Source organism: Desulfobacula toluolica Tol2 (genome assembly GCF_000307105.1).
Taxonomy (GTDB): domain Bacteria; phylum Desulfobacterota; class Desulfobacteria; order Desulfobacterales; family Desulfobacteraceae; genus Desulfobacula; species Desulfobacula toluolica.
This window is the reverse complement of sequence record NC_018645.1, coordinates 2,794,210-2,819,253: the sequence shown is the minus strand read 5'-3', so window position 1 is coordinate 2,819,253 and position 25,044 is coordinate 2,794,210. Positions and strand designations below refer to the sequence as shown.

Genomic DNA, 25,044 nt, shown 5'->3' with positions numbered 1-25,044 from the left:
ACATTGACAGTTTTTTGATGTTGTGATAGTTAGTTAAGGTTATAGTCCTTGAAGGGACTATTTGAAATTCAAACTACAGGATTAAGATACAGGATTATTATTATGATTTGTACAACTATTAGAAAAGGTGACGACTGCGTATTCATGACATCAAAAGGCTGTAGCTACAATGAAGGCGCTTGTCTACCCATTATTGACGAATGCAACGGATGTCAGAGAACAGGAGAATTTGAAACCGGTGTTTATTGTACTGCTGCTCCTGATCCATCATTAAAATGGAAAAACGGCAATTGTAATATTGCAACTCATGTTAAAACCGTTGAAGTAACGAAAAAACAAAAAATCAACCCGATCAAAGCATCTAAAAGAAGATAGTCTTTATATATCAGTTTTATTTAAACTCTGTGGTTTTAGTCTTGATAAAGCTGCAGAGTTTTTTTTAGGTCAAAGTACGTTTCTAAAGCTTTATCAATAAATTGTTTTTGCGGTTTGTTTATCCAATAACCATTTTAAGAGATTGAATTTTTAACGAGTGAACTATGAATCCAATTGCACAAGAACTAAACGATATTATTAATGGGTCCAACCCCCACATTTTTGAAATGCTTTCCAATATGGGAAAAGCACTTTTCTTTCCAAAAGGCATCCTGAGCCAGAGTGCTGAAGCCAAACAATACGCACATAAAATCAATGCAACCATTGGTATTGCCAAAGAAGGCGCCAGTGTATTGAGTCTGCCGTCAGTTACAAAATATATCAAAGATATTGATCCGGACGATTATTTATCCTATGCTCCATCCTATGGGGTTCTTAATCTTCGAGAAAAATGGAAGTCTGGTATTTACAAAAAAAATCCATCTCTTGAAAATAAAAACATCAGCCTTCCTGTTGTCACTTCCGGTATCACCCATGGGATAAGCATTTTGTCTGATGTGTGGGTTGATTCCAATGATGTGATTGTTTTGCCTGACATGATGTGGGGCAATTACAATATGAGTTTTTGTATCAGAAACAGCGCGCGCATTGTTAATTACAAAGCATATGACGATAAGTTGACTCGATTTAATGTTGAATCGTTTGAACAGGTGATCCGTGAGCAGGCCAAGGAAAATGATAAAATTGTAACGGTTTTGAATTTCCCCCATAACCCGAGCGGATATTCTTTGAGTGTAGCTGAAGCAGACAAAGTTGCAAGTATTTTAATTGACGTTGCCCGGCAGGGAACCAATGTGGTCGCAGCGTGTGATGATGCTTACTTTGGGTTGTTTTTTGAAGAAGAAACCAGCAAGGAATCCATATTTTCCAAATTGGCTGGTGCGGACAAACGCCTTGTGGCGGTAAAACTGGATGGTGCCACAAAAGAAGATTATGTCTGGGGTTTCAGGACAGGATTTATTACCTATGGTGTGTATGGCGATGATGAAACAGTTTTGGAAGCGCTGGAAAAAAAGACAGCAGGATGTATTCGTGGAAATATTTCCAATGCATCCCATTTAAGCCAGACCATTCTTTTAAAATCCATGGAAGACATGAATTATGATGCCTATAAACAGGAGAAATTTGAACTTCTCAAAACCCGGGCATTAAAAATGAAAGAGGTCTTAAAAAACCCTAAATTTAAGGATGCCTTTGATGTTTATCCTTTTAATTCAGGATATTTCATGTGTATCCGCCTCAAAGATGTGAATGCTGAAAAATTAAGACTTCATCTGCTTGAAAATTATGGCACAGGTTTGATTGCCCTTGGAGAAAAAAATATCCGGGTGGCGTTCTCCTGCCTTGAGGAGAGTGATGTTGAAATATTATTTGATATCATTTTAAAAGGTATTAATGATCTCAGACAAGGTTAATGCCCATGGGTGTGGGAGAAAAGATAGGCTCGGCAGATATTGCAGTTGCCGGTAAGTGGCTATTCTATTTCGTTTTAATCGGTGTTATTGCCGGGTGCGGTGCCATTGTTTTTCATTATTTGTGCGGATTTGGCATGCATTATTTCCTGGATATGATGGCCGGATACAGACCAACATCTCCGGCAGGAGAACACCTTTTTTTACCCCATACCCAGACGCCGTTCAACAAATGGATACTTCTCATACTGCCTGCTTTAGGCGGTGTTGTCAGCGGCTGGCTTGTTTACACATTCGCCCCGGAGGCAGAAGGCCACGGAACTGATGCCGCCATTGATGCATACCATCATAAAGGCGGACTGATCCGGGGCAGAATTCCCATAATCAAAACCATTGCATCCACCATCACATTGACAACCGGGGGTTCCGGGGGCAAAGAAGGGCCTATCGCGCAAATCGGCGCAGGGTTTGGATCTTTTCTGGCCACCAAATTCAAGCTTTCCGAAAGAGAAAGACGGATCATGATGGCTGCCGGTATCGGTGCCGGGGTGGGCAGTATTTTTCGAGCCCCTTTGGCGGGCGCGCTTTTTGCTGCTGAAGTACTCTACCGTGACCCTGATTTTGAATCGGAAGTTATCATTCCTGCGGGTATTTCTTCTGTTGTCGCCTATTGTATTTTCTGTATTGTTTTCGGATGGGGTTCTTTATTTGATTCGCCTGGATTTAAATTTCAAAATCCATTGGAATTGGGGCCGTATCTTGTCCTGGCCGTTATTCTTGTACTCACTGCTGTTTTGTACATTAAAGTATTTTACGGGGTGATTGATCTGTTCAAGAAGTTTTCAATCCCCAACCATTTTAAACCAGCCATTGGCGGATTGATCACGGGTGTTATCGGCTTTTTTCTTCCTTATACACTTGCATTTGGGTATGGGATTGCACAAGAGGCTATTTTCAACCAGGTAGCCATCCCCACCTTGATCGCACTGGCCCTGGGAAAAATATTTACCACATCATTTTCCATTGGGTCCGGCGGCAGCGGAGGTGTGTTTGGTCCGTCCATTGTTATTGGTGCCGCCATGGGGGGGGCGGTCGGGAAAATCTTTAACCTGCTGATCCCTTCGGTTGTCACTACCCCTGGTTCCTTTGTTATTGTCGGTATGGCCGGCTTTTTTGCAGCAGTATCCAATACGCCGATTTCAACAATAATTTTTATCAGTGAAATGACCAACTCCTATCACTTGCTGTTGCCAAGTCTCATGGTGTGTTCCATTTGTTATTTGTTGTGCAGGAGATGGACGATCTTTGAAAATCAGGTTAAATCCAGGATTGATTCACCTGTCCATGCAGGAGAGGTGATGATGGATATCCTTCAAACCATGAAAGTTGGAAGTTTAAGACACTTGATCAAAGAAGTCAGATGTGTGAATGAAGATATGCCGTTCAGTGAATTTAAAAAATTTTTTTCAAGTACAAAACAGCACTATTTTCCCGTTATCAACAGCAAGGGGCATTTTTCCGGTATTTTTTCCTCTACTGATATCAGGGAAATTATTTTTACCCCCCATATAGAACAACTGGTTGTCATGAAAGATATCATGGTGTCAGATCTGATTTATACTTTGCCGTCCGAAGATCTGAACACCGTACTCTTAAAGCTGACTCAAAAAAATATTGATGCCTTGCCTGTTGTGGAAGAAAATGATTCAGGCAAGCTGATCGGTTTGATCTACAGGCGTGATATCATCTCTCATTACAATGATCATATCCAAAAAATAAAAGATCACGAATAATTTACTTTTTTTAAAAACAATCCATGAGCAGGTGCTGTCGGACCTGCTTTTGTCCTGTCTTTTGTTTCAAGTATTTTTCTAAACTGAGTAACCGTGATTTTATTTAATCCCGCAAGAACAATGGTTCCTATTAAATTTCGTACCATATATTTTAAAAAACCACTGCCACAAATTTTAAATACCAACCTATTATTATCCAACACGCTGATATGTGAAAAAAAGATTTCCCGGATGGTTGAAGATCTTGGACTTCCTGTGTTTTCAAAAGATTTAAAATCAAACACCCCTGTAATCTCATTGCAGCATTGATTCATAGCCTCAATATCGAGAGGATGCCGGATATGCCATTGATATGACCTGCCTATGGCGCAAGGATCTTCCCTGTTCAAAATAAAATAATGATATTCCTTGGAAACAGCTTTGTACCTGCCATGGAAATCATTATCCACAATTTGGCATTCCCTGATCACAATGGGTTGCTTGATTACACTGTTAACTCCTTTTTTAATATTCTGTGGCAATATACCGGTATTGACATGAAAATTTGCAACCTGACCAAATGCATGAACACCTGCATCTGTTCGTCCTGATCCTGAAATTCTGACATCCTGGTTCAGGATCATGCTTAAGGCTTTTTCAAGTTCACCCTGAATGGTTTTCTTGTCATTTTGTCTTTGCCAGCCAAAGAAATCCGTACCATCGTATTCAACAATAATTTTAAAATTTTTCTTCATTATTTCCAATTATATAAATATGATATCGTTTAACTACTTCTTTTAATCTTTTTTTATATGAAAGTCTTCAAAAATTCAAACAGCAACTTTCAATCTTTGTTGTGGGCAAACCAAGGTGACCAGATTATAGTATAAAATGGCTAAGTTTGCCCGTGGCAGTTATATGGGGATGTCGTATTCTGAAGAGTCATTATATCAGGTGTGTCTGAACTAATGCCATCAAGGAGGATGATATTGTATTCGCCCAAATATTATGGCATAGTATTTCACTGGCGGTCTTTAAAGCATATCAAAAGGTTTTGGACTGGAAAAAGGATAATGAAAGATACAAAAAGGACATTATGAATCTTCAGGGTGATTTTGAAGGATTAACTCTGGCAAGTATCCTTCAGCTGTTGTGTAATGATCAGAAAACAGGAGTGCTGACAGTAACCTGTGATGATGAGGAAAGCCGGGTTTTTTTTGAGCAGGGAACAATTATTTATGCATCAGCCTCTTTTAAGGAGGCAAGACTGGGGTCTCTGATGCGAAATGACGGAATCATTTCAGCGAAGCAACTTCAAAAATGTTTTGCCCTTGCCAGACAGGAAAAGATGCATCTGGGCAAAATACTTGTAGAAAAAGGATATATTTCGGTTGATACCTTGAAAAAGTATAATACCCGGCAGGTTGAAGCTATTTTATATAATCTTCTTTTCTGGAAAAAAGGCAGGTTTGAATATAAAGATACTAGGTTGAACTTAAAGGGCATGATTGTCACCCAGCTCAATCCCATGAAACTGATTCTTGAAGCATCCCGGCGTATTGATGAATTGTCAGTTCTAAAGGAATTCATCCCTAGTGATAAAATGGTGTTTAAAATGTCGGGAAAGGTGCAAAGCAAGGATGAGATAAAGCTCAATGCAAATGAGTGGCGGGTTCTTTCTTTGATTGACGGAACCCGGTCGGTCCGTCAAATCATAACTGAAAGTGGATATGATGAATTTGCTGTATATAAAATCTTTTTTTCCGTGATTTCATCCGGCTTGATTGAACAAAAAGAAGAGATTCAACTGGATGATCAGGGCGGGGAAAAAGATTTTTCCGCTATACTGACGGTTTTTAATGATATTCTTCAATCCATCAGTAAAAATATTGCTGATGAACTCGGGGACAGAAGTTATTCTTTGTTTGAAGAAATCAAGCCTGGACTTGCTATTGAATTTAAAGACGTCTTCAGAGAATATCACCCGGATAAACATAAAAATTCAAATTTTCAGGCCATTACCAATGCGTTGGATCAAATGAAATTTATTGAAGATCCAAAAGGATTTTTAATCTTGGGATTTACTGAATATTGTACCCAGCTATTAAAAAAGGCAGGGCAAATTCTGGGATCACAGCCCCTGATAAAAATTCTGAATGATATTGAAAATGTACTTGGATATGTAAAAAAATATCAAGCCGGGTCAAAAGAAAAAAGTAAAATTGTCAATAATATGAAAAATGTTATTGTACAACTTTCTTCTGAGTTTAAAACAGATAAAAAAAGCGGCTCCAAAAGAGGTATCTTTTCCTTTTTTTCCTGATGCCCGCCTCCTGATGGTTGTTGATTGCTAAGATGCTGCCACTTTTGCCCCGCCATAGGCTAAAAAGGAGAGCGCAGCTGTTCTGAACAATGCCTTGATAATTTCAAGTATATCATTATCAACTAATTGATCAAAAATGATAACATAATCGGCAATAAACAATAAGCACACCGTTATCAGGATCAGGTTGATGACGGTTCCGACTTTTCCACCGGCATATTTGATTCGGGCCGTATTAAAAACAAATATAATAATGAGATATATTATCAGGGTGAAAATCAGAATAATGGTTTGTGCTGTCATAACACTCCTCTTTATATAAAAGTTTTGAAAAACACAAACAAAGACTTTCATGTTTTTCTTTGTGGTCAAATCAAGGTAACCAGATTATAGTACAAAATGGCCAGATTTGCCTGTCTCAGTTTACACAAAAGAACTCTTAACCTGTTAAAATCAGTTTTCTTTCCTTTCTTGTTGCGGCACGTCAATCTGCCATGGGCGTTATTGAGTCTTCTTTTCAAGCTCAAGAAGATCTTTTGTGAATTTTATTATATTTTCCGTTAGAACAAAATTGTCAATTGATTTTTTTTTTATCACTCCAAGATAGTAATCACCAAAAGGAAAAATAAAAAAATCTTTTTGGTTTTTCCTGGAAAAAATAACATGGCTTAATCGGGTTTTACCAATTGCGTGTAGATGTTTGCCACAAAAAAAAACCATGTCAGCCGTTTTTTTGGGATCTTGAATATTATGGGTTGCAATTTTTCCTTTTTGGTCTACAAAAATATATTGATCCACACCTGTTAAGTTGGCAATTTGTATCAATTCTTTAAGGGTTGACATTTTGATTGTCCTTTTTTTTTCTGACGTATAAATTCAACTGATTTACCAGTTGGTCTACCAGTCGGTTTAACAGATCCATACTGTTTTTGGATAACGGAAAAATTTTGCAGGCAATGATAAAAGCCAGATTGCTGTCAATTATTTTAACAATCATATTTTTATTTGATATGATTAATACCATTTCATGAACATCCTGGTATTGAGCGTGACAGACCCAATAGCTGTTTGTTAAAATTTTCCCCAGAATATCCAGGTCTGTTTTTTTTAGAATACCGGGCATATTGTTTTTTAAAACCCCGGTTTTTCTGTGAAAGAAAAAAAAACCAATAATTTCAGGTAAATTTCCAAACAAATTCAAATCTTCATCTATTTGTTTTGAATACACTTTTCCTGCAGATTTGGTGCGGTATGAATTCAGATAGCTGCAATACTTACACCTGAACACGGCTTGTCCGTCTTTTAACTGTGTGGGGGATAAAATATTTTTTTCCCCACAATCTTCACAAAAGAAAATCATTTGACGTTATTGCAGTTTTAAGAGGTAAACATACCTTTGAACTTTTTCCAAATTCCCTTTGTCTTTTTCTGGAGGGAATCTGAAGAGTCTTTGTTTGATACATTGGTTTTGGCCTCATTTTTCATTTGGTCTATTTCCTCATTTGATTCACCTTGATTTTTCAACAGCGTAACAAGTGATGCAATGATTTTAACCAGACACGTTTTTTCAAGATTAGTTTGCCAGCGGCTTTCAAAATAAGAAAGGTCTTGCTTGATTGACATCATAGCGGATTCATCCTTAAGCCATTCCGGGTTTTCAATGACGGATTTCAGTCGGGTCAAAAGTTTGAAATCAGGCTCATTATTCACTGGGTTATTTTTATCTGCGTTATGCGTGTATTCTTCAAAGGAATCATCCTCGTATTGGAAAGGCACGATACCGTCTGCCGGATCATTATCTTCAATTGTGCATAATTCAATAGTCTGATCTTCCTGATCGTTAGGTGTGACCTCATTGTCTTCAGGGGTGTCCAGGCTGAAGAACTCATCTAAGCGACTCTCGATTTCAGGTATCGGTTCAGTATTTATTTTCCGGGCTGTAAAATTTTTTATCCCGTTGGATTGATTATCTCTTGTCTGTTCAATCATTCTCATAGCATGATCCGGGTTTGATTTATTAACGTCAAGCAGATGAATGGCATCTAATAATTCATCTGCCGGAGACTCTTTTGTAGCAAAAAGATCATCCATGACATTTCTTGGACCTGCCACTGATATTTTTTTGTTTGTTGATGCCGGCGGTGCCAGGGGATCAGGATCAGGTCTGTTTCCTGGCAGCAGGTTATCGTCTTGTTCGGGAAGCGTGATTAAAGGTATGATGTCATCATCTAAAGCAGATATACCTGTCTGCTTAATATGGGAGAGAGCCGGTTGTATAGAGTCATCATCGGAATTATCTGCTCTTACATATAGCTGATTTTTTTTGTTGGAAAATTTTTGTTTGATTTCATAAAACCGTTGGATATCGGTTTCCAGGAGGTGCTTTTTATCCGTTAATGCCATGTCGGGCGTATGAACAATTTTTTCAAGATTTTCAAAAACAGAGCGTAAAAAAGATATTGAGTCTGTTGGGGCATCTGCTTTAAGGATGCCGATATATAGTCCGGCAGTGTGGATGATCTTTAAAAAAGCCCGCTGGATTTTATAATTTTTTGATTTTGACAATAAGTGTGTGACAATTTTTTCGAAATTTTTCAAGTTGATTTCGGAAATTTCCCAGTCAATTGCTAAAATGGCTTCTTTCAGATCGTTCAATTCATTATCCGTAAATACTGAGCCTGATGCAATTTTGTTTTGTAGAGATTTGTACTTCTGAAGCTCTTTGGATAATATTTGGTTGATTTCATCTTTTTCAAGATTCGAGTTATTTGTTATTTTATCAAGCTTTTCTACAATTGAATTCAATACCGGTATAGAATCCGCATGCGCATTGTTTTTTTTTGACCCCAGATATTTTCCCAACGATCGCATCATCTTTAAAAAAGAGTTGACAATCGGTGGCTTTCCTTGTTGCAGTTCAAGTTGTAAAATCTGTTTTTGAAATGCGCCGATATCCTCATCTGTAATGTTTTCATTCAGGGACTGTATGATTTTTTTAAGCTCAGTTAGAGAATTCAAAAAAACCTCCTTAAAAAAGCTGGTCTTGAATTGATGCCAAAGTTATTGATATGATCTTTTTCAAGGTCAAAATAACGTTACCCCCTTTTAAGGCGCTGGCCTCATAGGCAGGGGCTCGTAAAACGCTGTTCAGATCTTTTTGCATGGTTTGGGAGGATATTATCGGAATATTTGACTTTTTCAGATCTGTTTTATTGTATTGCATGACAAGGGGAATTTTAAACAGATCAATATTGTGGGTGTTAAGGTTTTCATATAATTGATTGAGAGATTCAATATTTTTTTTTCGCTGCTCTTTTTGAACATCTGCAACAAAGGTGACGCCGTCAACACCCCGTAATACAAGCTTTCTGGTGGCATTATATTTCACCTGTCCGGGAACTGTGTATAATTGAATGGTAACGTCAAATCCTTTTATTTGACCCACGTCAAAAGGTAAAAAATCAAAAAACAGAGTTCGGTCATCCTGTGTTTTCAGGCTGACCATTTCGGTTTTTATCTGATTTCGGTAAGTTTTGTTGATATATTCAAGATTGGTTGTTTTTCCACCTCTGCCGGGACCATAATAAACAATTTTAATCTGAACTTCCCTGGTTTTTAAGTTGATCAGCGCCAAACCTTATCCCTCTTAAATAAAACCAAATGGTAAGATAATTTTATCGTGTTTTGATGAGTGATCAGTCATTGGCCAATATAGTATTGATTTTTTTGATGGTTTCAGTCACTTTTAATCTCACCAGTCCCAATGATATGTCTTTGTTGAACATTGTAATCAAAAGGGTTTCATCATTGACTTTGCTGAAATGAATACTTGATTTCTCTCCCCTGTGAAACAATAATGAAAATTCGGATTCACCCACCAGCTTTGCCATTGCATCAACCGCTGCAAAATTACCGGCAGCAAGAGCGGCAAAGGCAGTGGAATCCAAATGGCTTTTTCCATTATCATGCTTGGCAATGGTATTTCCGGCCATATCCATAAAGATAACATGATCCAGTCCAGACTCTATAAGGTTGGTATGGATTACATTATCAATAGCGTATAATTGAGTTTGATTAAACATGGCCGGATGTTAGCGCAAAATACTGAATAGTGCAATAATATTAGTGATTTTTTTTTGGGGATTTAAGGCCTGTATTTGTGAAAAATATGTATTGCAATCATAAAACAATATATTATCAATCCTTTAAAAATAAATTGGAGAACTTCAGGTTTAATTGAAGAGGAGTTAATGAATTGACAGTTTAAATTTTCCTTGTTGAAACCCGAAACTTGCGATAAGTGTATTAATTCGATTGAATGGTAAATCATGTAAAGGTGTAATGTGTTCGGATTCGGCTTTTCATTGTCCAGGAAATTATTTGTTTTTATCTGCCTGATTTTATTTTTAATCATAGTTCCTTTTTTTTATATCGCCAAATTATCTCTCACCGAGTTTGGAACCTATGCCTATGCTGTAAATAAAAAACAAATAAAAGATATGTCCAATTCTTATTTGTCAAGAATAGCAGCTGAGCAGGCTGATACCTATGATGAGATTTTTAAAAGGATAAAAACAGCATCTGCCTTGCTAGGCAGTAATGCCACAAGTGTTTACCATAACATTGATGTGTTATGCAAAGTGCCGATAAAAGAGACGCTAAATCTTCAAAAGACTCAAGAGAGCCGGATTTTTTTAAATCCTCAACAGGAGCCTGTTGTTATTTGTTACTGGGGAAAAGACGCTATTGGCGATGAAATAAAAAATGAGCTGAATGCATTGTCCCATTTTGAGCCCATCTTGATGAAAACAAAGGAACTGGTTCGTGAAAGTTTTGCAACTCATATTGTTACAATTTCAGGCATAGGGTGTTATTATGCCTTGGACGCAAAATCGAAAAATGCATGTTATAATTTTCTGGTTTCAAATGAATTTGATCTAAGAGATAGTGAGCCGGTAACTGTTTTTACAAAACAGGAGATCAAATATCGTGATACCCAATGGACAAATATTTATAAAAGTAACGTAATTGATGGATTGTTGCTGACAGCCTCAACACCTATTTATGATCAAACTGGTGAATTAAAAGGTGCCACCGGTATTGATATCCCGGTAGAACATATTGTCCGTGACTTAACGGAAGGTGCAGTTATTGCCGATATGAATATTCTTTTTGCATTTCTCCAGAACAGGGAAGGTAAAATTATTGCATTTCCCAGTGAGTTTTTTGATCTCTTTGGATTGGATATTGATTTGCGTCATGATAAGAATTCAAGTGATATTTTCAACTACAATTTAAAGGATTCTTCAATTGAGGCAATTCAAAGGATTTCTCCAGGTGAGCCTGATTTCCACAGGGGAGTTGTTGAACTGGTGATAAATAATGAAAAATATCTTTTGGCCATTGGCTGTCTGGAATCAGTTGAATGGTATCTTGTCCTGGTGACAAGGGAAGCCGATCTTATTACATCAGTTAATAAAACAGAATTTGCTCTGAAAAACAGCCTTTCTGCAATATGGACAGATTTTATTCGTTATTGTTTATTGATTATTGTTATTTCTGTGATGCTGGTATGTTTTGCCATACGGATATTCATATCTCCTATAGAACAATTTATCGCAGCCACCCACAGAGTTGCGAGCGGTGATTTCACTTTAATCCCTCAAACCGGCAGAGAAGATGAGGTAGGAAAGCTTTTCAAGTCATTTAATTTGATGGCGGAAAAATTAAGGATTTCAGGAAAAATAGAAAATGAACATGCTCTCGAACTGAAACATCGGATCAGATTAAGAACGAATGAACTTGAAAAGAGTAATGAACAACTCAGTAAAATTAAAAATGATCTTGAGAAAACAGTTGCAAAACGAACCGGTCAACTTAAAAGATTGAATGAGTATCTTGTTTATACTGAAGAGAGGGAAAGAAAGGCTATTGCGTCAGATCTTCATGACAGTGTGACTCAAACCCTTGCAATTAGTATTTTTAAATTAAAGAATATTCGGGAATCCGGCACAGGCATGGATGAAATGGATTTTTCAGAACTTCAGGCGTATCTTGAGCAGGCTATCAAAGAAATCCGTTCCTTGATTTATCAGCTCAGCCCTCCGATCTTGGATGATTTTGATATTGAACTTGCTTTGGGGTTTTTAATAGAAGAAATAAATGCAAAGCACCACAGTCATATCTATTATATAAATAATATTGAAGATCAGGTGAGTCTGGATCAGGCTGTTAAGATTACTTTATACAGGGCCGTAAATGAGCTGATTTCAAATGTTTTGAAGCACTCGGGTTCTAAAAATGCTGAAATTGAAATATTAAATACACAGGATGCAATCCAAGTAAGGGTTGAAGACAAGGGGGTCGGTTTTGATGTGGATATGGTAATGTCAAAGGACTCTCATGGTTTTGGATTACATAGCCTCGCAGAGCGAATGGAAAATTTCGGGGGTAAAATTCAACTGGATTCAAAACCTGGAAAAGGAACAAGAATTTATTTGATCGTACCCGTTTCTTATAACAAAGACAGTGAATATGAAAAAAATTAAGATTATTTTAGCGGATGACCATAGTATCTTACAGGAGGGGCTATGCATTTCCCTGGAAAGGGAAAAAAGCTTTGAAGTCGTTGCAATGGCGGATTCAGGTTACAAGGCCATTGAACTTGCAACTCTTTACCAGCCTGATGTTATCATTATGGATGTTAGTATGCCGGGGCTTAACGGAATGGAAGCAACAAGACAAATTCTTGCCAAGCATCCTGAAATAAAAGTTATTGCACTTTCCATGCACATGGAAAAAATTTATATTACCGGAATGATGAATGCCGGGGCTTCAGGGTATATTTTAAAAGTTTGTTCTTTTAAAGAACTGCTTAAATGTATTCAAATTGTTTTGTCTGGAAAGATTTTTTTGTACCACGAGATAAGACACTTGGTTAAAGGTAATGATGGAAATCTTTTTAAGCATAAACGAGTTTCAGCCTTTTCATCGTTGTCCAGAAGAGAAAGAGAGGTGTTACAATTGATTGCAGAAGGGCACAAGAGAAAAGAAATTGCAAAAAAATTAAAAATCAGTATCAAAACAGCAGATATCCATCGAACACATTTGAAAGCCAAACTCAATATCCACAGCGTGCCTGAGTTGACAAAGTTTGCCATTATAGAGGGTGTGACCTCTTCTTTGATATGATTATGTTGATATTTGTTGATTTTAATTTGGCAAACTGACACATTAGTTCTTGACACATTTTTTAAAGGGTGGTAAAAGTCGCCTTGTTCAGCAAAAATGCTCGGGGCGTAGCGCAGTCTGGTAGCGCACTTGTCTGGGGGACAAGTGGTCGCTGGTTCAAATCCAGCCGTCCCGACCAAGTATTAAAGAGGGGTTTCAGAGTTTTATGAAAGCTCTTTTTTATGGCAAAACGCAACTGGCTACAGGTTTAGTGTTCTGTGTTTCCTCAATAGCTTCTGCCAGGATCTGAGGTACCCCATACAAAGTATCTGCTGATTTTTTTCATATGAAGATAATATGCTTATCGACTCCTTAAATACTTTTGTTAAAATAATGCTTGAAAAAAGTCCAGTCAGATGTTCGGATTGTTTTTGGGGTTAAATTTATCGTATTTTGTACACACCTGTCCACTTCCGGCCAACGGCCAGCTAGCAGACAAACACAATAAAGACAGATCAGCCAAACAAGCCAAGTTCCATAAGGCTTTCTTCGCTGATAGTTTCATCATTATAAAGCTGAAGAAATTTTTTCAAATTATACGCAGTTTGACATAAAACAGACCAGATGTGGTTCCCGTCAATGCCCCGATAGAGAAGGAAAAGAAACCAACCATTTACAAAAATTAGATATTTTCAAGTATTGCGGCTCAGCTTCTTTTTATCCTGATCTACACAAAGCAATATGCAACCCAAACTATGCAAGGGCAATTGTTTGGAATTTCCCTGCCGAAGGCAAATTCTTGGATTCATTATCTTATGCCGATCTTATCATTAGCTCTGGATAAACTTAAAGCGACTCCCAGCTGAAATATGCAGGATCTTCACGAGAAAGAAGCCTCAGTTTATTCTCATGACGTTACAGAGCGGACAATTTAGCGCCCCAAAGATAATATACTCAGTAAGCTTTTGCTCACATGCTGTTGAACTGATACCTCCCTGATTTTTGGGGTAAGGGGCGTAGAAATTTTAAAACACACCAAATATGGATCAGGCCAAAATAAGTGTAAGCGGTAATTAAACCCCATCTACTAAGGCCTCCAGATTTCGCTTAATATCTCTTCTCAAAAAGGAGGTGTGTATTGAGCAAATCGTGGAAGAAAATAAACGAAGAAAAGGCAATATTCTGGAAAACACATATCGATCAATGGACTGAATCCCGCCTGTCCCAAATAGAGTACTGCCGCCAGAATGGCCTGAGGCCGAACAGGTTCACCTATTGGAAGATTAAATTCGGTAAACCAAATCAGCCCACAGGACTGGTTCAGGTTCCTGTGCCGACTCACTTTTGTCAAGCAGGGCTAAAACTGAATATAGGCCGGGAACTGCAAGTGGAAATCCCTGACGGTTTTAAGAAAGAAACCCTTGAGCAGGTGCTTTCTGTATTGAAGGCTGTCCAATGATGAATTTTCCGTCAGACACCAAGGTCTATCTATTCTTAGGCGCAACGGATATGCGCAAAGCTATTAACGGATTGTCCGTCATTGTCAGTGAACAGATGCAACTTGACATATTTTCCTCCAACTTGTTTGTATTCTGCAACCGGACGCAGACCATTTTAAAAATTTTATACTGGGATAAAAATGGCTTCTGTATGTGGCAGAAACGTCTTGAAAAAGACCGTTTCAAGTGGCCGAAAACATCTGACGATGTCATGAATATTACCAGTCGAGAGTTGTCCTGGTTAGTTGACGGCCTGAATATAAATCAGGCACATAAACCCTTGAAATATTCCATGATTTATTGATGTTAAAACTATGAAAAAGCCCGTGGTTATGGTATATACAGTCCATGACTAAAGGCAAGGTAAAAGGTAATCGGAATCTGGATGAAGTGAAGAAAATTACTTGTGATTTGATTGATGAGAATCAAATCCTTAAAGAGCAGGTTAAATCACTTCAGAATATGATCTTTGGTCGCAAATCAGAGAAAACGCCTAAAGATGACGGGCAAATGTCTCTGTTCGATATGCCTGAACCCGAACTTCCTATCCTGGAAAAAGAGGAGGAAGACGTAACGATTGGTGAACATACCCGTAAAAAACGTGGCCGCAAGCCTTTACCCGCCGATCTTCCCCGTATAGATGTTATACATGAACTCAGCGAGGATGAAAGACAGTGCAACTGCGGTTGCCTTAAGGAACGCATCGGCCAGGAAGAGTCAGAACAACTGGACTATATCCCTGCCAAAGTAAGGGTACTTCGAAACATCCGGTATAAATACGCCTGCAAAAATTGTGAAGGTGTGGAAGACGACGGCCCCACCGTGTCAATTGCCAGGATGCCTGAACAGATTATCCCCAAAAGCATTGCTACCCCGGGCCTTCTGGCACATATTCTGACCGCAAAATTTGCAGATGCCCTGCCGTTTTACCGTCAGGAAAAGCAATTTACCAGGATCGGTATTGAACTTGGCCGGTCGACCATGTGTACATGGGCCATGAAAGTCGCTGACGCCTGTGATATTCTAATCGACATGATGCAAAAGGACATACTGGCAAGCCCGATGATTGGTGCTGATGAAACACCTCTTCTGGTCTTAAAGGGCCCCCGGAAATCAAAATCATATATGTGGATTTTTAGAGGTGGTCCGCCTGATATGCCAATTATTCAATTCCAATATCATCCGACACGATCCGGAGATGTTGCCGCATCATTTTTGAATGGATACAAAGGCATTGTTCAGACGGATGGCTATAAAGGATATGATTTTCTGGACAAAATAACAGATATCATTCATGTGGCATGCTGGACTCACGCCCGCAGGGGATTTAAAAATGTAACAAAAGCTGCAGGGAATAAAAAGAGTTCATCGGGCAATGCCGGCACCGCTTTAAAGTATATCAGTCTGCTTTATAAAATTGAAAAAGAAGCCCGGGTGCAGGAATTAACGCCTGACCAATTATATGCTCGGAGGCAAAAAGAAGCGGTTCCAATTTTAGAAGAGTTCAAGAAATGGCTTGATGCAAGAGTGGAAAAAGTTCCTCCCAAAAGTCTGCTTGGCAAGGCGATCCATTATACTCTCAACCAATGGCACAGGCTCATCCAATACACGACCGACGGAATCATCAGGCCTGATAACAATCTGGTTGAAAATGCCATCCGACCTTTTGTGGTCGGACGAAAGAATTGGCTTTTCTCGGACACCGTTAAGGGTGCCCGGGCCAGTGCACTGATTTACAGCTTGATTGAAACAGCCAAATCAAATGGGCTGGAGCCATATTGGTATCTCAAATATCTGTTTGAACACTTGCCTGAGGCTATGACGGAAGATGATTTTAAGGCGTTGCTTCCATACAATGTCGATAAAAAACAGTTGGCTTGACCTTCCGCCCCCTGAGTGGGGTTAAAACATCGCTTACAAATAAGTCTTGACACGGGGCCAGCTTTATCTTTAATTTGATATGGTTTTTGCGCGTTGGTTATGGATAGCCACACACAAAAAATAGACACTGCCAGTCATTGGGAAAAACTATGAAAAAGCTTTTAATGGTTGTATTTGTTATGATTGCCACATTTTTTTTAATTCCAGAATCGGCAATATCAGGCCAGGATTTAGAGCTAACAAAAAAGCTTATTCATCCTTCTGCTTTAAACGGATTAGATGTTGATCAGTACAGATATGGATTGCTACGTTTAAAAGAAAATTACAATATTGATGGATGGAATTGGATCGAAAAAGCTGCTTCACAAGGATACGAAAAGGCTATCGCCGCCATGATAAGCCACTATTTGCATGATGGGGACACTCCTGACTATGAAATGGCAGCTCATTGGATTGAACATGGTGCAAAATCTGCAAAAGACAACCGGACAAAGTATCAATATTTGCTCGGGAATATGTATGTTAAGGGGCAGGGAGTTAAAAAAGATTTCAAAAAAGCAGTATATTGGACCAAACTAGCTGCGGAGGGAGATCACGTCGTAGCTCAGTACAATCTTGGATTGTTTTACGCCAAAGGGATGGGGGTTCCTCAGGATTATAAACAGGCGCGTGATTGGTTTAAAAAAACCGACCGATCTTATCGCATTGGTAAGCCTCTAAATTATTGTATTATTGATGCTCGTGAGATCAAGGTTACCCATTATGGAAAGGCGCAATATGAACTTGGCATACTCTACGCTCAAGGATTGGGGGTCGAAAAAAGTGAGGAGATAGCCTGTTCTTATTTTAAATCGGCTGCCATAGATGGTGTTTCAAAAGCTCAGTATACTCTTGGTGCAAATTACATTGAAGGTAAAGGTGTTGAAAAGGATGCTGAAAAAGGAGCTTTCTGGATTAAGAAAGCAGCTGAGGGTGGTCATGCATTGTCTCAATTTGTTCTTGGAAAGTTGTACTTCAAAGGGATAGGCGTTCCACAAGACAACGAGAAGTTTGTTTTTTGGATTGGAAAAGCTGCCGAGCAAGGATATAGCCAGGCGCAAAGAGCCCTTGGAGAGCTATACGTTGATGGTCAGTATATTTCAAAGGATTACAAAAAAGCCGTGGATTGGTTCGAAAAGGCTGCCGCACAAAACGATCACATGGCTCAATACAAACTTGGCATAATGTATTTTTTGGGACAGGGGGTTGAAATAGATCATAAAGCATCTTTTTTCTGGGCAAAAAAAGCCGCCGATCAGAATAATGTTTATGCGCAGTACTCACTTGGCGGAATGTATTTAAAAGGTCAAGGTGTCTTGCAGAATTATGAAATGGCATATGTTTTGGAGAGCCTGGCAGCCTCTCAAGGATTAAAAGAGGCGATCACCGCACGAGATAAAATCGCAAAAATATTATCACCAGAACAACTTTCTTCTGCTAAAAAGCTTCTCTCAAAAAAAAGTCTTTGATTTTGACCTCATAGGGTACCTATGTGTCTGTATAGATGTCGACTCAAGTTGAAACAAAATTTAAACTGAACTGAACAGGACGGGTAAGAAATATTAAAAATGGAATAGGCACTGGTTTAGTTGAAATAGGATGTGTCAAAGCAATTCGTTTAATATTTTCAATAAGATAGATTGTCTATCCAACTGAACCAGTGCCGAGTTCTCTGAAAGCTCTTTGTTAGTTTCTAAGCGTTGTGTTGTTTTATTTATGTGTCTGTAACATTTCAAATTTTTTCTTTCGTCTTGACATTATCCTTTAAATCAAATAGTCAAATGAATACATCTTATTTTATAAACTTGCGATATTTTATGAGGAAAACTGGTTCAAAATTATAATAATAAATTAGCATGGTATTGACCAAACAAAGACTCAAAGACTCAAAGGTTGCGTTACACCCAAAAATAACCAGGAGGAAACGTATTGATGAAATTGGATAGGTTGGCAGTATTAATATTCATTTTTATTTTCTTCTTTTTTTTTACACCTGCGGCTGCAAAAGACCATCCTGACGAAAAAAATAATGATATACCCGAAGTTTCACATCCTTTTGCAGATGTTTCAGATCACGCACAGGATAAGGGTGGACACGGTCATGTTAATCTGGGGGAGACACTGCCGCTTTACAGCTGCATTCCCTTTGCCGGTATGCTGTTGTCCATTGCCTTGTTGCCGCTGATTGCCGGCAATATCTGGCACCATCATTTTGGTAAGATTTCCGCATTCTGGGCGGCCAGTCTTGCACTGCCGTTTATCAATGCCTATAAAGGTCTTGCCGTTTATGAAATCCTTCACATTTTTCTGGCAGACTATGTCCCTTTTATTATCCTGTTATGGGCTTTGTTTACTGTTTCCGGCGGTATTTTGCTTCGGGGAACATTGAGGGGGACGCCCATTGTGAATACAGGCATTATACTGATCGGTACGATTTTAGCCTCATGGATGGGTACAACCGGGGCTGCCATGCTCATGATCAGGCCTTTTTTACGGGCAAATGACTATCGAAAAAATAAAACTTTTATGGTCGTATTTTTTATTTTCCTGGTTGCCAATATCGGGGGCGCATTGACACCGCTTGGTGATCCGCCGTTGTTTTTGGGATTTCTTCATGGAGTCAGTTTTTTCTGGACCTTTAAAATTTTACCCCATATGATTTTAGCCACCATTATCCTCCTTATCATCTATTTTGTGATTGACACATATTATTACAAAAAGGAGGGTGCTTCTACGCCTGATGATGGTGAGAAAAAACCGTTAAGACTGGTTGGAACCTATAATTTTATTTTTCTGGGTGGAATTGTTGGCTCTGTTTTGATGAGTGGTATCCTGGATTTGGGAGAAGTGTCAACTCTTGGGGTTCACAGGGCAATACAAGATTGGGTAAGGGATGGGCTTCTCATTGCTCTGGGAATTGGTTCACTTCTGGCGACACCCACGGTTCTCAGGGAGGAAAACGAATTTTCATGGTTCCCGATAATAGAAGTTGCCTATCTGTTTATCGGTATTTTTATTACTATGATTCCATGCCTTTTATTGTTGAAAGCGGGGCCAAATGGAGAATTTGCATTTTTGATCAATGCTGTAAAAAAACCGGTTCACTATTTTTGGGTTACAGGTATGTTATCGGCATTTCTGGATAATGCACCAACTTATCTGACCTTTTTTAATACAGCCCTTGGCAGTTTTTATTCAGGACTGACAGAAAGCACTGCTGTTCCTCTGCTGATGACTGAAAATGCAATTTATCTTAAGGCAATTTCATCCGGTGCTGTTTTTTTTGGTGCATGCAGTTATATAGGCAATGCCCCCAATTTTATGGTTCGATCCATAGCAACCGAGGCTGGGACACAAATGCCCAGTTTTTTCGGATATATCCTGAAGTATTCTTTAATTTTTTTAATCCCAACCTTTGTTATTGTAACCTTTATTTTCTTTTAATATACTGGTGATACAGTACCTGATAGCTTGAAAAGGAGTAAGACAGCCAATGAATATTGATCTTAAAAGATTAAAATTAGCAATAATAGGTGGAAACAGTCCGTGCAAACAAATTCTTGAAATATTGCTGGGACCTGGATTAAAAGAATTGTCCCCTGAAGTTATTGTGGTTGCAGATACTTTGAAACAGGCTGAAGGAATAAAATATGCCCAAAAAAAAGGGATATTGACAACCACGGATTATAATGAAGTGTGCAGCCTTTCAGGTATTGATGTTATTTTAAAACTAAAGAATGATGAAATTTTGGGCTGCATGCTGGAAAAAGTGAATACTGAATGCGTCAGCATTTTTGATCTTACTTCCTACCGGGCCATGTCCTTTTTGAATTTTTTAAAAGCAGAAGAAGACAAGATTAAGATTAAAAGAAGAATTCAGGCGAATAAAATAGACAAGAATGAAATTTTAGAACTGCTGGATCAGTTTTTAACTCAAGTTCAAAAAAATGCTGAACAAGAAAACCAATACCTTAAGGTTGAAAGAGAAGGGCTTCTGGAGATGGAAAAAGAGATGTCCCAGATCATTCAGGGCAGCATGATTCCGACCTTTATCATCAATAATGAACACATCCTTACCCACTGGAACAGGGCCTGTGAAGAACTGACCGGACACAATGCCTATGAACTTGTGGGAACAGACCGGCAGTGGGTTCCTTTCAGGTCGGCCAAGAGACCCACCATGGCTGATGTGATAGTAGGCGGAATGTCGGAACAAGAGGTGACAAAATATTATGGGTCTGCCTGGAGAAAATCGGCACTGATAAAAGAAGCGTATGAAGCCGAAGAGTTTTTTCCTCATCTCGGAGAAAATGGAAAATGGATTTTTTTTACCGCAGCCCCTATAAAATCGCCGGACGGAAAGGTGATGGGGGCTATTGAGACCTTAAAAGATTTGACAGAAGACAAAAAAACCCAGGAAGAACTGGAGTTGCAGGACAAGGAATTGTCCAGGCTCTATGAAAAATATAAAAAATCAGAAGTAAAATACAGGTCCCTGTTTAACAACAACCCCAACCCAATATTTATCATAGATCGGCAAACTCTTGAGATTCTGGATGTGAATCACCGTGTGGAAGAAGAGTATGGGTACTCAAAAACAGAACTTTTAGGAATGGATTTTCTTGATATAGGGGATAAATCCGATGAAACCATTAAAGAAGGCCTTGAGGGGCTTGTCCAAAAAAACTCCATTTTGTTCACAAAGAAAAAGCATTTTAAGAAAAACAAACAATCATTTTTTGTTAATGTCAAGGTTGTGACTGCCACCTATAGTCACCGGGATGTGCTGATTGCATCAGCAACTGATATCACCGAGAGTGTTGAAAAAGAAACCCAGTTGATCCAGGCAGGGAAACTGGCCACCCTGGGAACCATGGCAGCCGGTATGGCCCATGAAATCAATCAGCCGTTAAATGTCATACAGATCTGTGCCGACCTGATTTTGAAAATGATTAAAAAGGGACTTAAAATTCCTGACGATGAAATGGTGATGATGGCCAATGATATTATTGAGAATGTTGCCAGGGCAGCCGGTGTAATCAAGCATGTCAGGGATTTTGCAAGGCAATCTGAAAGAGATTTGAAAAAACTTGTGATTAATGACCCCATAAATGACGTGTTCAAGGTTTTGGGACATCAGCTGATGGTTCATTCCATTAAAGTCGATCTTGACCTTGATCCTGATATTCCTCAAATTCGTGCAGAGCATAATCGTCTGGAGCAGGTGTTTATAAACCTTGTGACCAATGCCATTGATTCCATGGATGAAAAAGCTGAAAAAGCTAAAACAACTGAGAATGGTGATGTACCTGTGGAAAAAATACTGCAAATCAAAACATATGTTCAAGAAGATTGGGTTGTAACTAAGGTGTCTGATACCGGACTTGGCATGACAGATGAGGTTAAAAGAAAAATATTTGAACCCTTTTTTACTACAAAAGAGACAGGTAAAGGGACTGGTCTTGGCACCAGTATCAGTTTTGGAATCATAAAAGATTATGGGGGAACCATTGATATCAAGAGTGTATATGGCAATGGTGCGACTTTTATAATCAAATTTCCAGCAATTGAATAAGGAAATAAACTATGTCGGCCAATAAGATATTAATTGTTGATGATGAAGAAATTATTGTCAGGCTGCTTTCCATTTCTCTTCGAAGTGACGGGTATGAAACATTTACTGCCTATAATGGTGAGCAGGGACTTGAGGTGTTTGAATCCCAACGGCCCGATATCGTGGTCACGGATATAAAAATGCCGGGAATGGACGGGCTTGAACTGTTAAAAAAGATCAAGGATATTGATCCTGAAAAAGAAGTGATCATTGTCACAGGGCATGGTGATATTGATTCAACCATCAAGGCACTTCAGCTTGGAGCCAGTGATTTTATCAATAAACCGGTTAGGGACGAGGCTCTGGCCATTGCCCTTGAAAGAGCAAAAACAAAGATTGCTATCAGGGAAAAACTGGCGGAATATACTGAAAATCTTGAAATTAAAATTGCAGAAGCAACCGAAGAAATTCGACGTAAATCAAATTTTCAGAGGCTGTTGATCAAAAGCTCCAATGATGCCATTGTGGCATTTGATCATGACTGGCTTGTCGTAGTTTACAATCCTCAGGCGGCAAAGATGTTTGGTCGCCCTGCAAAGGATGTCAGAAATAAAATGACTATTGACGATCTTTATATGCCTAAAATAGCAAAAATTTTTAAACTCCAGGCCCAAACGGATAAAAGCCGGAAAACACGGCCATGGAAGGATTATACGATCAACACAAAAAACGGCAGGCAGATTCCGATTCGATATACCAGCAATGTACTCCATGAAAAAGGAGAGTTCGTTGGAACAGTTACTTTTTTCCAGGATTTAACGGAGATCAAACGGCTTGAAAAAGAGCTGGTCCAGTCGGAACGGCTGGCTGCGGTAGGGCAGACAGTAAGCGGCCTTGCCCATTATGTGAAAAATATCCTAATCGGGCTTAAAGGAGGCAGCTATGTTGTTGATGTGGGGATTAAAAAAAATAATACAGAGAAACTCAAAACCGGTTGGGAAACCATAAAAAAAAATATCAAAAGAGTCGGGGATCTGACTCAGGATCTTTTAACTTATTCCAAGCAGCGGGAGCCGGAATTTGAAGTGTGCGATCCCAATGCTATTGCCAATGATGTTATTGAGCTGGTAGTTGCTGTTGCAGAATTAAAGGGTGTTCTCATTTTAAAAGAACTTGACACAGGAATAGGCGAGGTGATAGCAGACCCGAAAACCATTCATAGATCATTGCTTAACCTTGTTAACAATGCTATTGATGCCTGTCTTGAAGATGAAGATACGTCCAAAATTCATGAAATAAAGATTAAAACGTATAAAGATAGAGACAATTACTTGTGTTTTGAAGTTAAAGACAATGGTTGTGGAATGGATGAAAATACTCAAAAACAGTTGTTTAACCCCATGTTCAGTACAAAAGGGGGGAAGGGCACAGGGCTGGGATTACTGGTTACAGGAAAGCTTATAGAAGAACACAATGGAGTTATTAAAACTGAAACCAGCCTGGGAGATGGAAGCACATTTACGATTAAACTTCCCTATGAAAAAGAAAATGGGGTTGATATCAATTGACCAAGGAGGATGGATTATGAGTAAAAAGGTTCTTGTGGTAGATGATGATCCGGATGTCAGGTCATTTGTTGTCACAGTTCTGGAAGAAAACCAGTATATGCCTTTGGTTGCTCAAGATGGTGTGGAAGGTTTGGAAGTGATAAAAAAAGAACATCCTGATCTGGTAATTCTTGATGTGCTGATGCCGAGGGGAAGCGGGATTCGATTGTATCGTAAATTAAAAACAGATGAAGATCTCAGCCAAATACCCATTATCATGTTTACTGGGATTACACTTCGATCTTTTTTGAAGTCTCAAAAAGTACTTGATGAATTCAAGGGCGGTGAAGTTCCCAAACCTGCCATTTATCTGGAAAAGCCGGTTGAACCGGAAGAGCTGGCTGCGGCAATCAAAAAAAAACTTGGTTGATTAATTGATTATAGCTGATGAGATTGGAGGCATTATGGAAATAAGAAAATTACTCTTTGTAACAAAGTTTGAGGACCTTTGTTATGATGCGCTGAAGTCTTTATTGGCGTTACGGCGCGCAGCACTGGAGCATGTCGTTTTTCTGACAGTAATTGAAAGAGACAAGGTGGCAATGAAAAGAGGGGTTGGCTATCTTAAGGAAGAAGAAGTCAAGTTAAAAGAAATAGCAAATATCAGGTTTATTGACTGGGCGGAAAATTTATTTGAAATGGGTATGGAAGTCGGTGCTTACATGGAAGTTTCCAGTCTGATTCCTGAGATTCTCAGAGTTGTTAAAAAAGAGTCGCCGGATCTGATTGTGATCGGTCGTTCCCATAAAGGGCCTTTAGAACAGCTTTATGCCGGATCTGATGTTACTGAGTTGATCAGGCGCACAAAAGTTCCTATCCTGGTATTCAAACACATGATGGAAGATAATATTGTCCCTGAAAAATTGTTTGAACGGCCTTTGTTTGCTACAAACTGGTCAGAAACCGGTAAAAAGACGGTTGAATATATCAAGGGCATGAAAAATGTCATTGGTGAACTTCATATCATGCATGTGGTAAAAGACAGTGCTTTGAAAAGTCCGGATACTCATGAAGTTCAGAAAGTCAGAAAGGTGGAACGAAAAAAATTAGATGAGCTTTGTGATGAACTTGAACAAGATGGAATCAATGCCAGGGGCCATGTATATGTGGGAGATCCTCAAAAAGAGATTGAAAAAGCGGCAAAAGAATACCAGGCCAGTATGATTATTTTAGGTTCAAGTGAAAAAGCGGCTATTTTGGAGCGATGGGTAGGATCTATTTCAAAAAATATCGCCGACAAATCCATTTTCCCCTGTCTTCTTATTCCAGGTGAAAAAGATTTTTGATAATTGCCTTCTATCAGTGATAGGGTTTAGTCGAAAATAACTTTATTATAACGGCAATACTGAATT

Annotated in this window: 23 protein-coding genes and 1 tRNA gene; 17 read left to right on the top strand and 7 right to left on the bottom strand. The window is 38.8% G+C overall.

The window, feature by feature from the left end:
• Positions 1–102 precede the first annotated feature (102 nt).
• The 3 genes from TOL2_RS12955 to TOL2_RS12945 all read left to right on the top strand — a co-directional run bounded on the left by TOL2_RS12955 (position 103) and on the right by TOL2_RS12945 (position 3,640).
• Positions 103–375, top strand: coding sequence for a PxxKW family cysteine-rich protein (locus TOL2_RS12955; protein WP_014957880.1), 273 nt, complete (start codon positions 103–105; stop codon positions 373–375).
• Between the two features lie 164 nt (positions 376–539).
• A complete protein-coding gene (locus TOL2_RS12950) occupies positions 540–1,850 on the top strand; it encodes an aminotransferase class I/II-fold pyridoxal phosphate-dependent enzyme (protein WP_014957879.1) in 1,311 nt (436 codons plus the stop codon).
• A gap of 5 nt (positions 1,851–1,855) precedes the next feature.
• The gene (locus TOL2_RS12945) at positions 1,856–3,640 is read left to right on the top strand and encodes a chloride channel protein (protein ID WP_041279489.1); all 1,785 of its coding nucleotides are present in this window, start codon (positions 1,856–1,858) and stop codon (positions 3,638–3,640) included.
• On the opposite strand, the gene truA is transcribed toward TOL2_RS12945, so the two are convergent.
• The gene (truA, locus tag TOL2_RS12940) at positions 3,631–4,374 is read right to left on the bottom strand and encodes a tRNA pseudouridine(38-40) synthase TruA (protein ID WP_014957877.1); all 744 of its coding nucleotides are present in this window, start codon (positions 4,372–4,374) and stop codon (positions 3,631–3,633) included. The two genes, TOL2_RS12945 and truA, sit on opposite strands and share 10 nt — an antisense overlap.
• Before the next feature lie 341 nt (positions 4,375–4,715).
• Between truA and TOL2_RS12935 the strand changes: the two genes are divergently transcribed.
• A complete protein-coding gene (locus tag TOL2_RS12935) occupies positions 4,716–5,942 on the top strand; it encodes a DUF4388 domain-containing protein (protein ID WP_014957876.1) in 1,227 nt (408 codons plus the stop codon).
• 27 nt (positions 5,943–5,969) lie between these two features.
• Here the strand turns inward: TOL2_RS12935 and TOL2_RS12930 are convergent, their stop codons facing one another.
• From TOL2_RS12930 to TOL2_RS12905, 6 genes are all read right to left on the bottom strand, one after another.
• Positions 5,970–6,245 carry a hypothetical protein gene (locus tag TOL2_RS12930; RefSeq protein WP_014957875.1) on the bottom strand — a complete coding sequence of 92 codons (276 nt, stop codon included), beginning with the start codon at positions 6,243–6,245 and terminating at the stop codon, positions 5,970–5,972.
• Positions 6,246–6,443: 198 nt separating this feature from the next.
• Positions 6,444–6,785: a hypothetical protein gene (locus tag TOL2_RS12925; protein WP_041279488.1), complete on the bottom strand. Its 342-nt coding sequence runs from the start codon at positions 6,783–6,785 to the stop codon at positions 6,444–6,446.
• Positions 6,772–7,302: a hypothetical protein gene (locus TOL2_RS12920; RefSeq protein ID WP_014957873.1), complete on the bottom strand. Its 531-nt coding sequence runs from the start codon at positions 7,300–7,302 to the stop codon at positions 6,772–6,774. The genes TOL2_RS12925 and TOL2_RS12920 overlap by 14 nt, the downstream gene beginning before the upstream one ends.
• Positions 7,303–7,319: 17 nt before the next feature.
• The gene (locus TOL2_RS12915) at positions 7,320–8,960 is read right to left on the bottom strand and encodes a hypothetical protein (protein ID WP_014957872.1); all 1,641 of its coding nucleotides are present in this window, start codon (positions 8,958–8,960) and stop codon (positions 7,320–7,322) included.
• A 10-nt stretch (positions 8,961–8,970) separates the two neighbouring features.
• Positions 8,971–9,576 (bottom strand): GTP-binding protein, encoded by a 606-nt coding sequence (locus tag TOL2_RS12910; RefSeq protein ID WP_014957871.1) that lies wholly within the window; start codon positions 9,574–9,576, stop codon positions 8,971–8,973.
• A gap of 61 nt (positions 9,577–9,637) precedes the next feature.
• Positions 9,638–10,024: a roadblock/LC7 domain-containing protein gene (locus TOL2_RS12905; protein ID WP_014957870.1), complete on the bottom strand. Its 387-nt coding sequence runs from the start codon at positions 10,022–10,024 to the stop codon at positions 9,638–9,640.
• A gap of 261 nt (positions 10,025–10,285) precedes the next feature.
• On the opposite strand from TOL2_RS12905, the gene TOL2_RS12900 reads away from it, so the two are divergent.
• The 13 genes from TOL2_RS12900 (at position 10,286) to TOL2_RS12845 (ending at position 24,978) form a co-directional block, all read left to right on the top strand.
• Positions 10,286–12,490: an ATP-binding protein gene (locus tag TOL2_RS12900; protein WP_041279486.1), complete on the top strand. Its 2,205-nt coding sequence runs from the start codon at positions 10,286–10,288 to the stop codon at positions 12,488–12,490.
• Positions 12,477–13,133 carry a response regulator gene (locus TOL2_RS12895; protein WP_041279485.1) on the top strand — a complete coding sequence of 219 codons (657 nt, stop codon included), beginning with the start codon at positions 12,477–12,479 and terminating at the stop codon, positions 13,131–13,133. Before TOL2_RS12900 ends, TOL2_RS12895 begins: the two co-directional genes overlap by 14 nt.
• Before the next feature lie 101 nt (positions 13,134–13,234).
• Positions 13,235–13,311, top strand: a tRNA-Pro gene (locus TOL2_RS12890).
• Positions 13,312–13,798: 487 nt separating this feature from the next.
• Positions 13,799–13,978 carry a transposase family protein gene (locus tag TOL2_RS26010; protein WP_083863618.1) on the top strand — a complete coding sequence of 60 codons (180 nt, stop codon included), beginning with the start codon at positions 13,799–13,801 and terminating at the stop codon, positions 13,976–13,978.
• 272 nt (positions 13,979–14,250) lie between these two features.
• Positions 14,251–14,571, top strand: a complete 321-nt coding sequence (gene tnpA / locus TOL2_RS12885) for an IS66 family insertion sequence element accessory protein TnpA (RefSeq protein WP_014956142.1) — start codon at positions 14,251–14,253, stop codon at positions 14,569–14,571.
• Positions 14,568–14,915: an IS66 family insertion sequence element accessory protein TnpB gene (gene tnpB / locus TOL2_RS12880; RefSeq protein WP_014956143.1), complete on the top strand. Its 348-nt coding sequence runs from the start codon at positions 14,568–14,570 to the stop codon at positions 14,913–14,915. The genes tnpA and tnpB overlap by 4 nt, the downstream gene beginning before the upstream one ends.
• Before the next feature lie 44 nt (positions 14,916–14,959).
• Positions 14,960–16,492 carry an IS66 family transposase gene (gene tnpC / locus TOL2_RS12875; RefSeq protein WP_014957867.1) on the top strand — a complete coding sequence of 511 codons (1,533 nt, stop codon included), beginning with the start codon at positions 14,960–14,962 and terminating at the stop codon, positions 16,490–16,492.
• Between the two features lie 149 nt (positions 16,493–16,641).
• Positions 16,642–18,000 (top strand): tetratricopeptide repeat protein, encoded by a 1,359-nt coding sequence (locus tag TOL2_RS12870; protein ID WP_014957866.1) that lies wholly within the window; start codon positions 16,642–16,644, stop codon positions 17,998–18,000.
• A 463-nt stretch (positions 18,001–18,463) separates the two neighbouring features.
• Entirely contained in the window at positions 18,464–19,975 is a 1,512-nt protein-coding gene (locus tag TOL2_RS12865) for a sodium:proton antiporter (protein WP_014957865.1), read from the top strand.
• Positions 19,976–20,024: 49 nt separating this feature from the next.
• Positions 20,025–22,106, top strand: a complete 2,082-nt coding sequence (locus TOL2_RS12860) for a PAS domain-containing sensor histidine kinase (protein WP_014957864.1) — start codon at positions 20,025–20,027, stop codon at positions 22,104–22,106.
• Between the two features lie 11 nt (positions 22,107–22,117).
• On the top strand, positions 22,118–23,653 hold the full coding sequence (locus TOL2_RS12855) for an ATP-binding response regulator (RefSeq protein WP_014957863.1): 1,536 nt from the start codon (positions 22,118–22,120) through the stop codon (positions 23,651–23,653).
• Between the two features lie 16 nt (positions 23,654–23,669).
• The gene (locus TOL2_RS12850) at positions 23,670–24,062 is read left to right on the top strand and encodes a response regulator (RefSeq protein WP_014957862.1); all 393 of its coding nucleotides are present in this window, start codon (positions 23,670–23,672) and stop codon (positions 24,060–24,062) included.
• A 34-nt stretch (positions 24,063–24,096) separates the two neighbouring features.
• The gene (locus tag TOL2_RS12845; RefSeq protein WP_014957861.1) at positions 24,097–24,978 is read left to right on the top strand and encodes a universal stress protein; all 882 of its coding nucleotides are present in this window, start codon (positions 24,097–24,099) and stop codon (positions 24,976–24,978) included.
• Positions 24,979–25,044 lie beyond the last annotated feature (66 nt).

Bases quoted from the DNA above. Each gene is read 5' to 3' on its own strand.
- truA (WP_014957877.1), bottom strand. From the start codon at position 4,374: ATGAAGAAAAATTTTAAAATTATTGTTGAATACGATGGTACGGATTTC.
- TOL2_RS12920 (WP_014957873.1), bottom strand. From the start codon at position 7,302: ATGATTTTCTTTTGTGAAGATTGTGGGGAAAAAAATATTTTATCCCCC.
- TOL2_RS12905 (WP_014957870.1), bottom strand. From the start codon at position 10,024: ATGTTTAATCAAACTCAATTATACGCTATTGATAATGTAATCCATACC.
- TOL2_RS12950 (WP_014957879.1), top strand. From the start codon at position 540: ATGAATCCAATTGCACAAGAACTAAACGATATTATTAATGGGTCCAAC.
- tnpC (WP_014957867.1), top strand. From the start codon at position 14,960: ATGACTAAAGGCAAGGTAAAAGGTAATCGGAATCTGGATGAAGTGAAG.
- TOL2_RS12845 (WP_014957861.1), top strand. From the start codon at position 24,097: ATGGAAATAAGAAAATTACTCTTTGTAACAAAGTTTGAGGACCTTTGT.
- TOL2_RS12850 (WP_014957862.1), top strand. From the start codon at position 23,670: ATGAGTAAAAAGGTTCTTGTGGTAGATGATGATCCGGATGTCAGGTCA.
- TOL2_RS12955 (WP_014957880.1), top strand. From the start codon at position 103: ATGATTTGTACAACTATTAGAAAAGGTGACGACTGCGTATTCATGACA.
- TOL2_RS12860 (WP_014957864.1), top strand. From the start codon at position 20,025: ATGAATATTGATCTTAAAAGATTAAAATTAGCAATAATAGGTGGAAAC.
- TOL2_RS12895 (WP_041279485.1), top strand. From the start codon at position 12,477: ATGAAAAAAATTAAGATTATTTTAGCGGATGACCATAGTATCTTACAG.
- TOL2_RS12855 (WP_014957863.1), top strand. From the start codon at position 22,118: ATGTCGGCCAATAAGATATTAATTGTTGATGATGAAGAAATTATTGTC.
- TOL2_RS12865 (WP_014957865.1), top strand. From the start codon at position 18,464: ATGAAATTGGATAGGTTGGCAGTATTAATATTCATTTTTATTTTCTTC.
- tnpB (WP_014956143.1), top strand. From the start codon at position 14,568: ATGATGAATTTTCCGTCAGACACCAAGGTCTATCTATTCTTAGGCGCA.
- TOL2_RS12945 (WP_041279489.1), top strand. From the start codon at position 1,856: ATGGGTGTGGGAGAAAAGATAGGCTCGGCAGATATTGCAGTTGCCGGT.
- TOL2_RS12935 (WP_014957876.1), top strand. From the start codon at position 4,716: ATGAATCTTCAGGGTGATTTTGAAGGATTAACTCTGGCAAGTATCCTT.
- TOL2_RS12870 (WP_014957866.1), top strand. From the start codon at position 16,642: ATGAAAAAGCTTTTAATGGTTGTATTTGTTATGATTGCCACATTTTTT.
- TOL2_RS12925 (WP_041279488.1), bottom strand. From the start codon at position 6,785: ATGTCAACCCTTAAAGAATTGATACAAATTGCCAACTTAACAGGTGTG.
- TOL2_RS12930 (WP_014957875.1), bottom strand. From the start codon at position 6,245: ATGACAGCACAAACCATTATTCTGATTTTCACCCTGATAATATATCTC.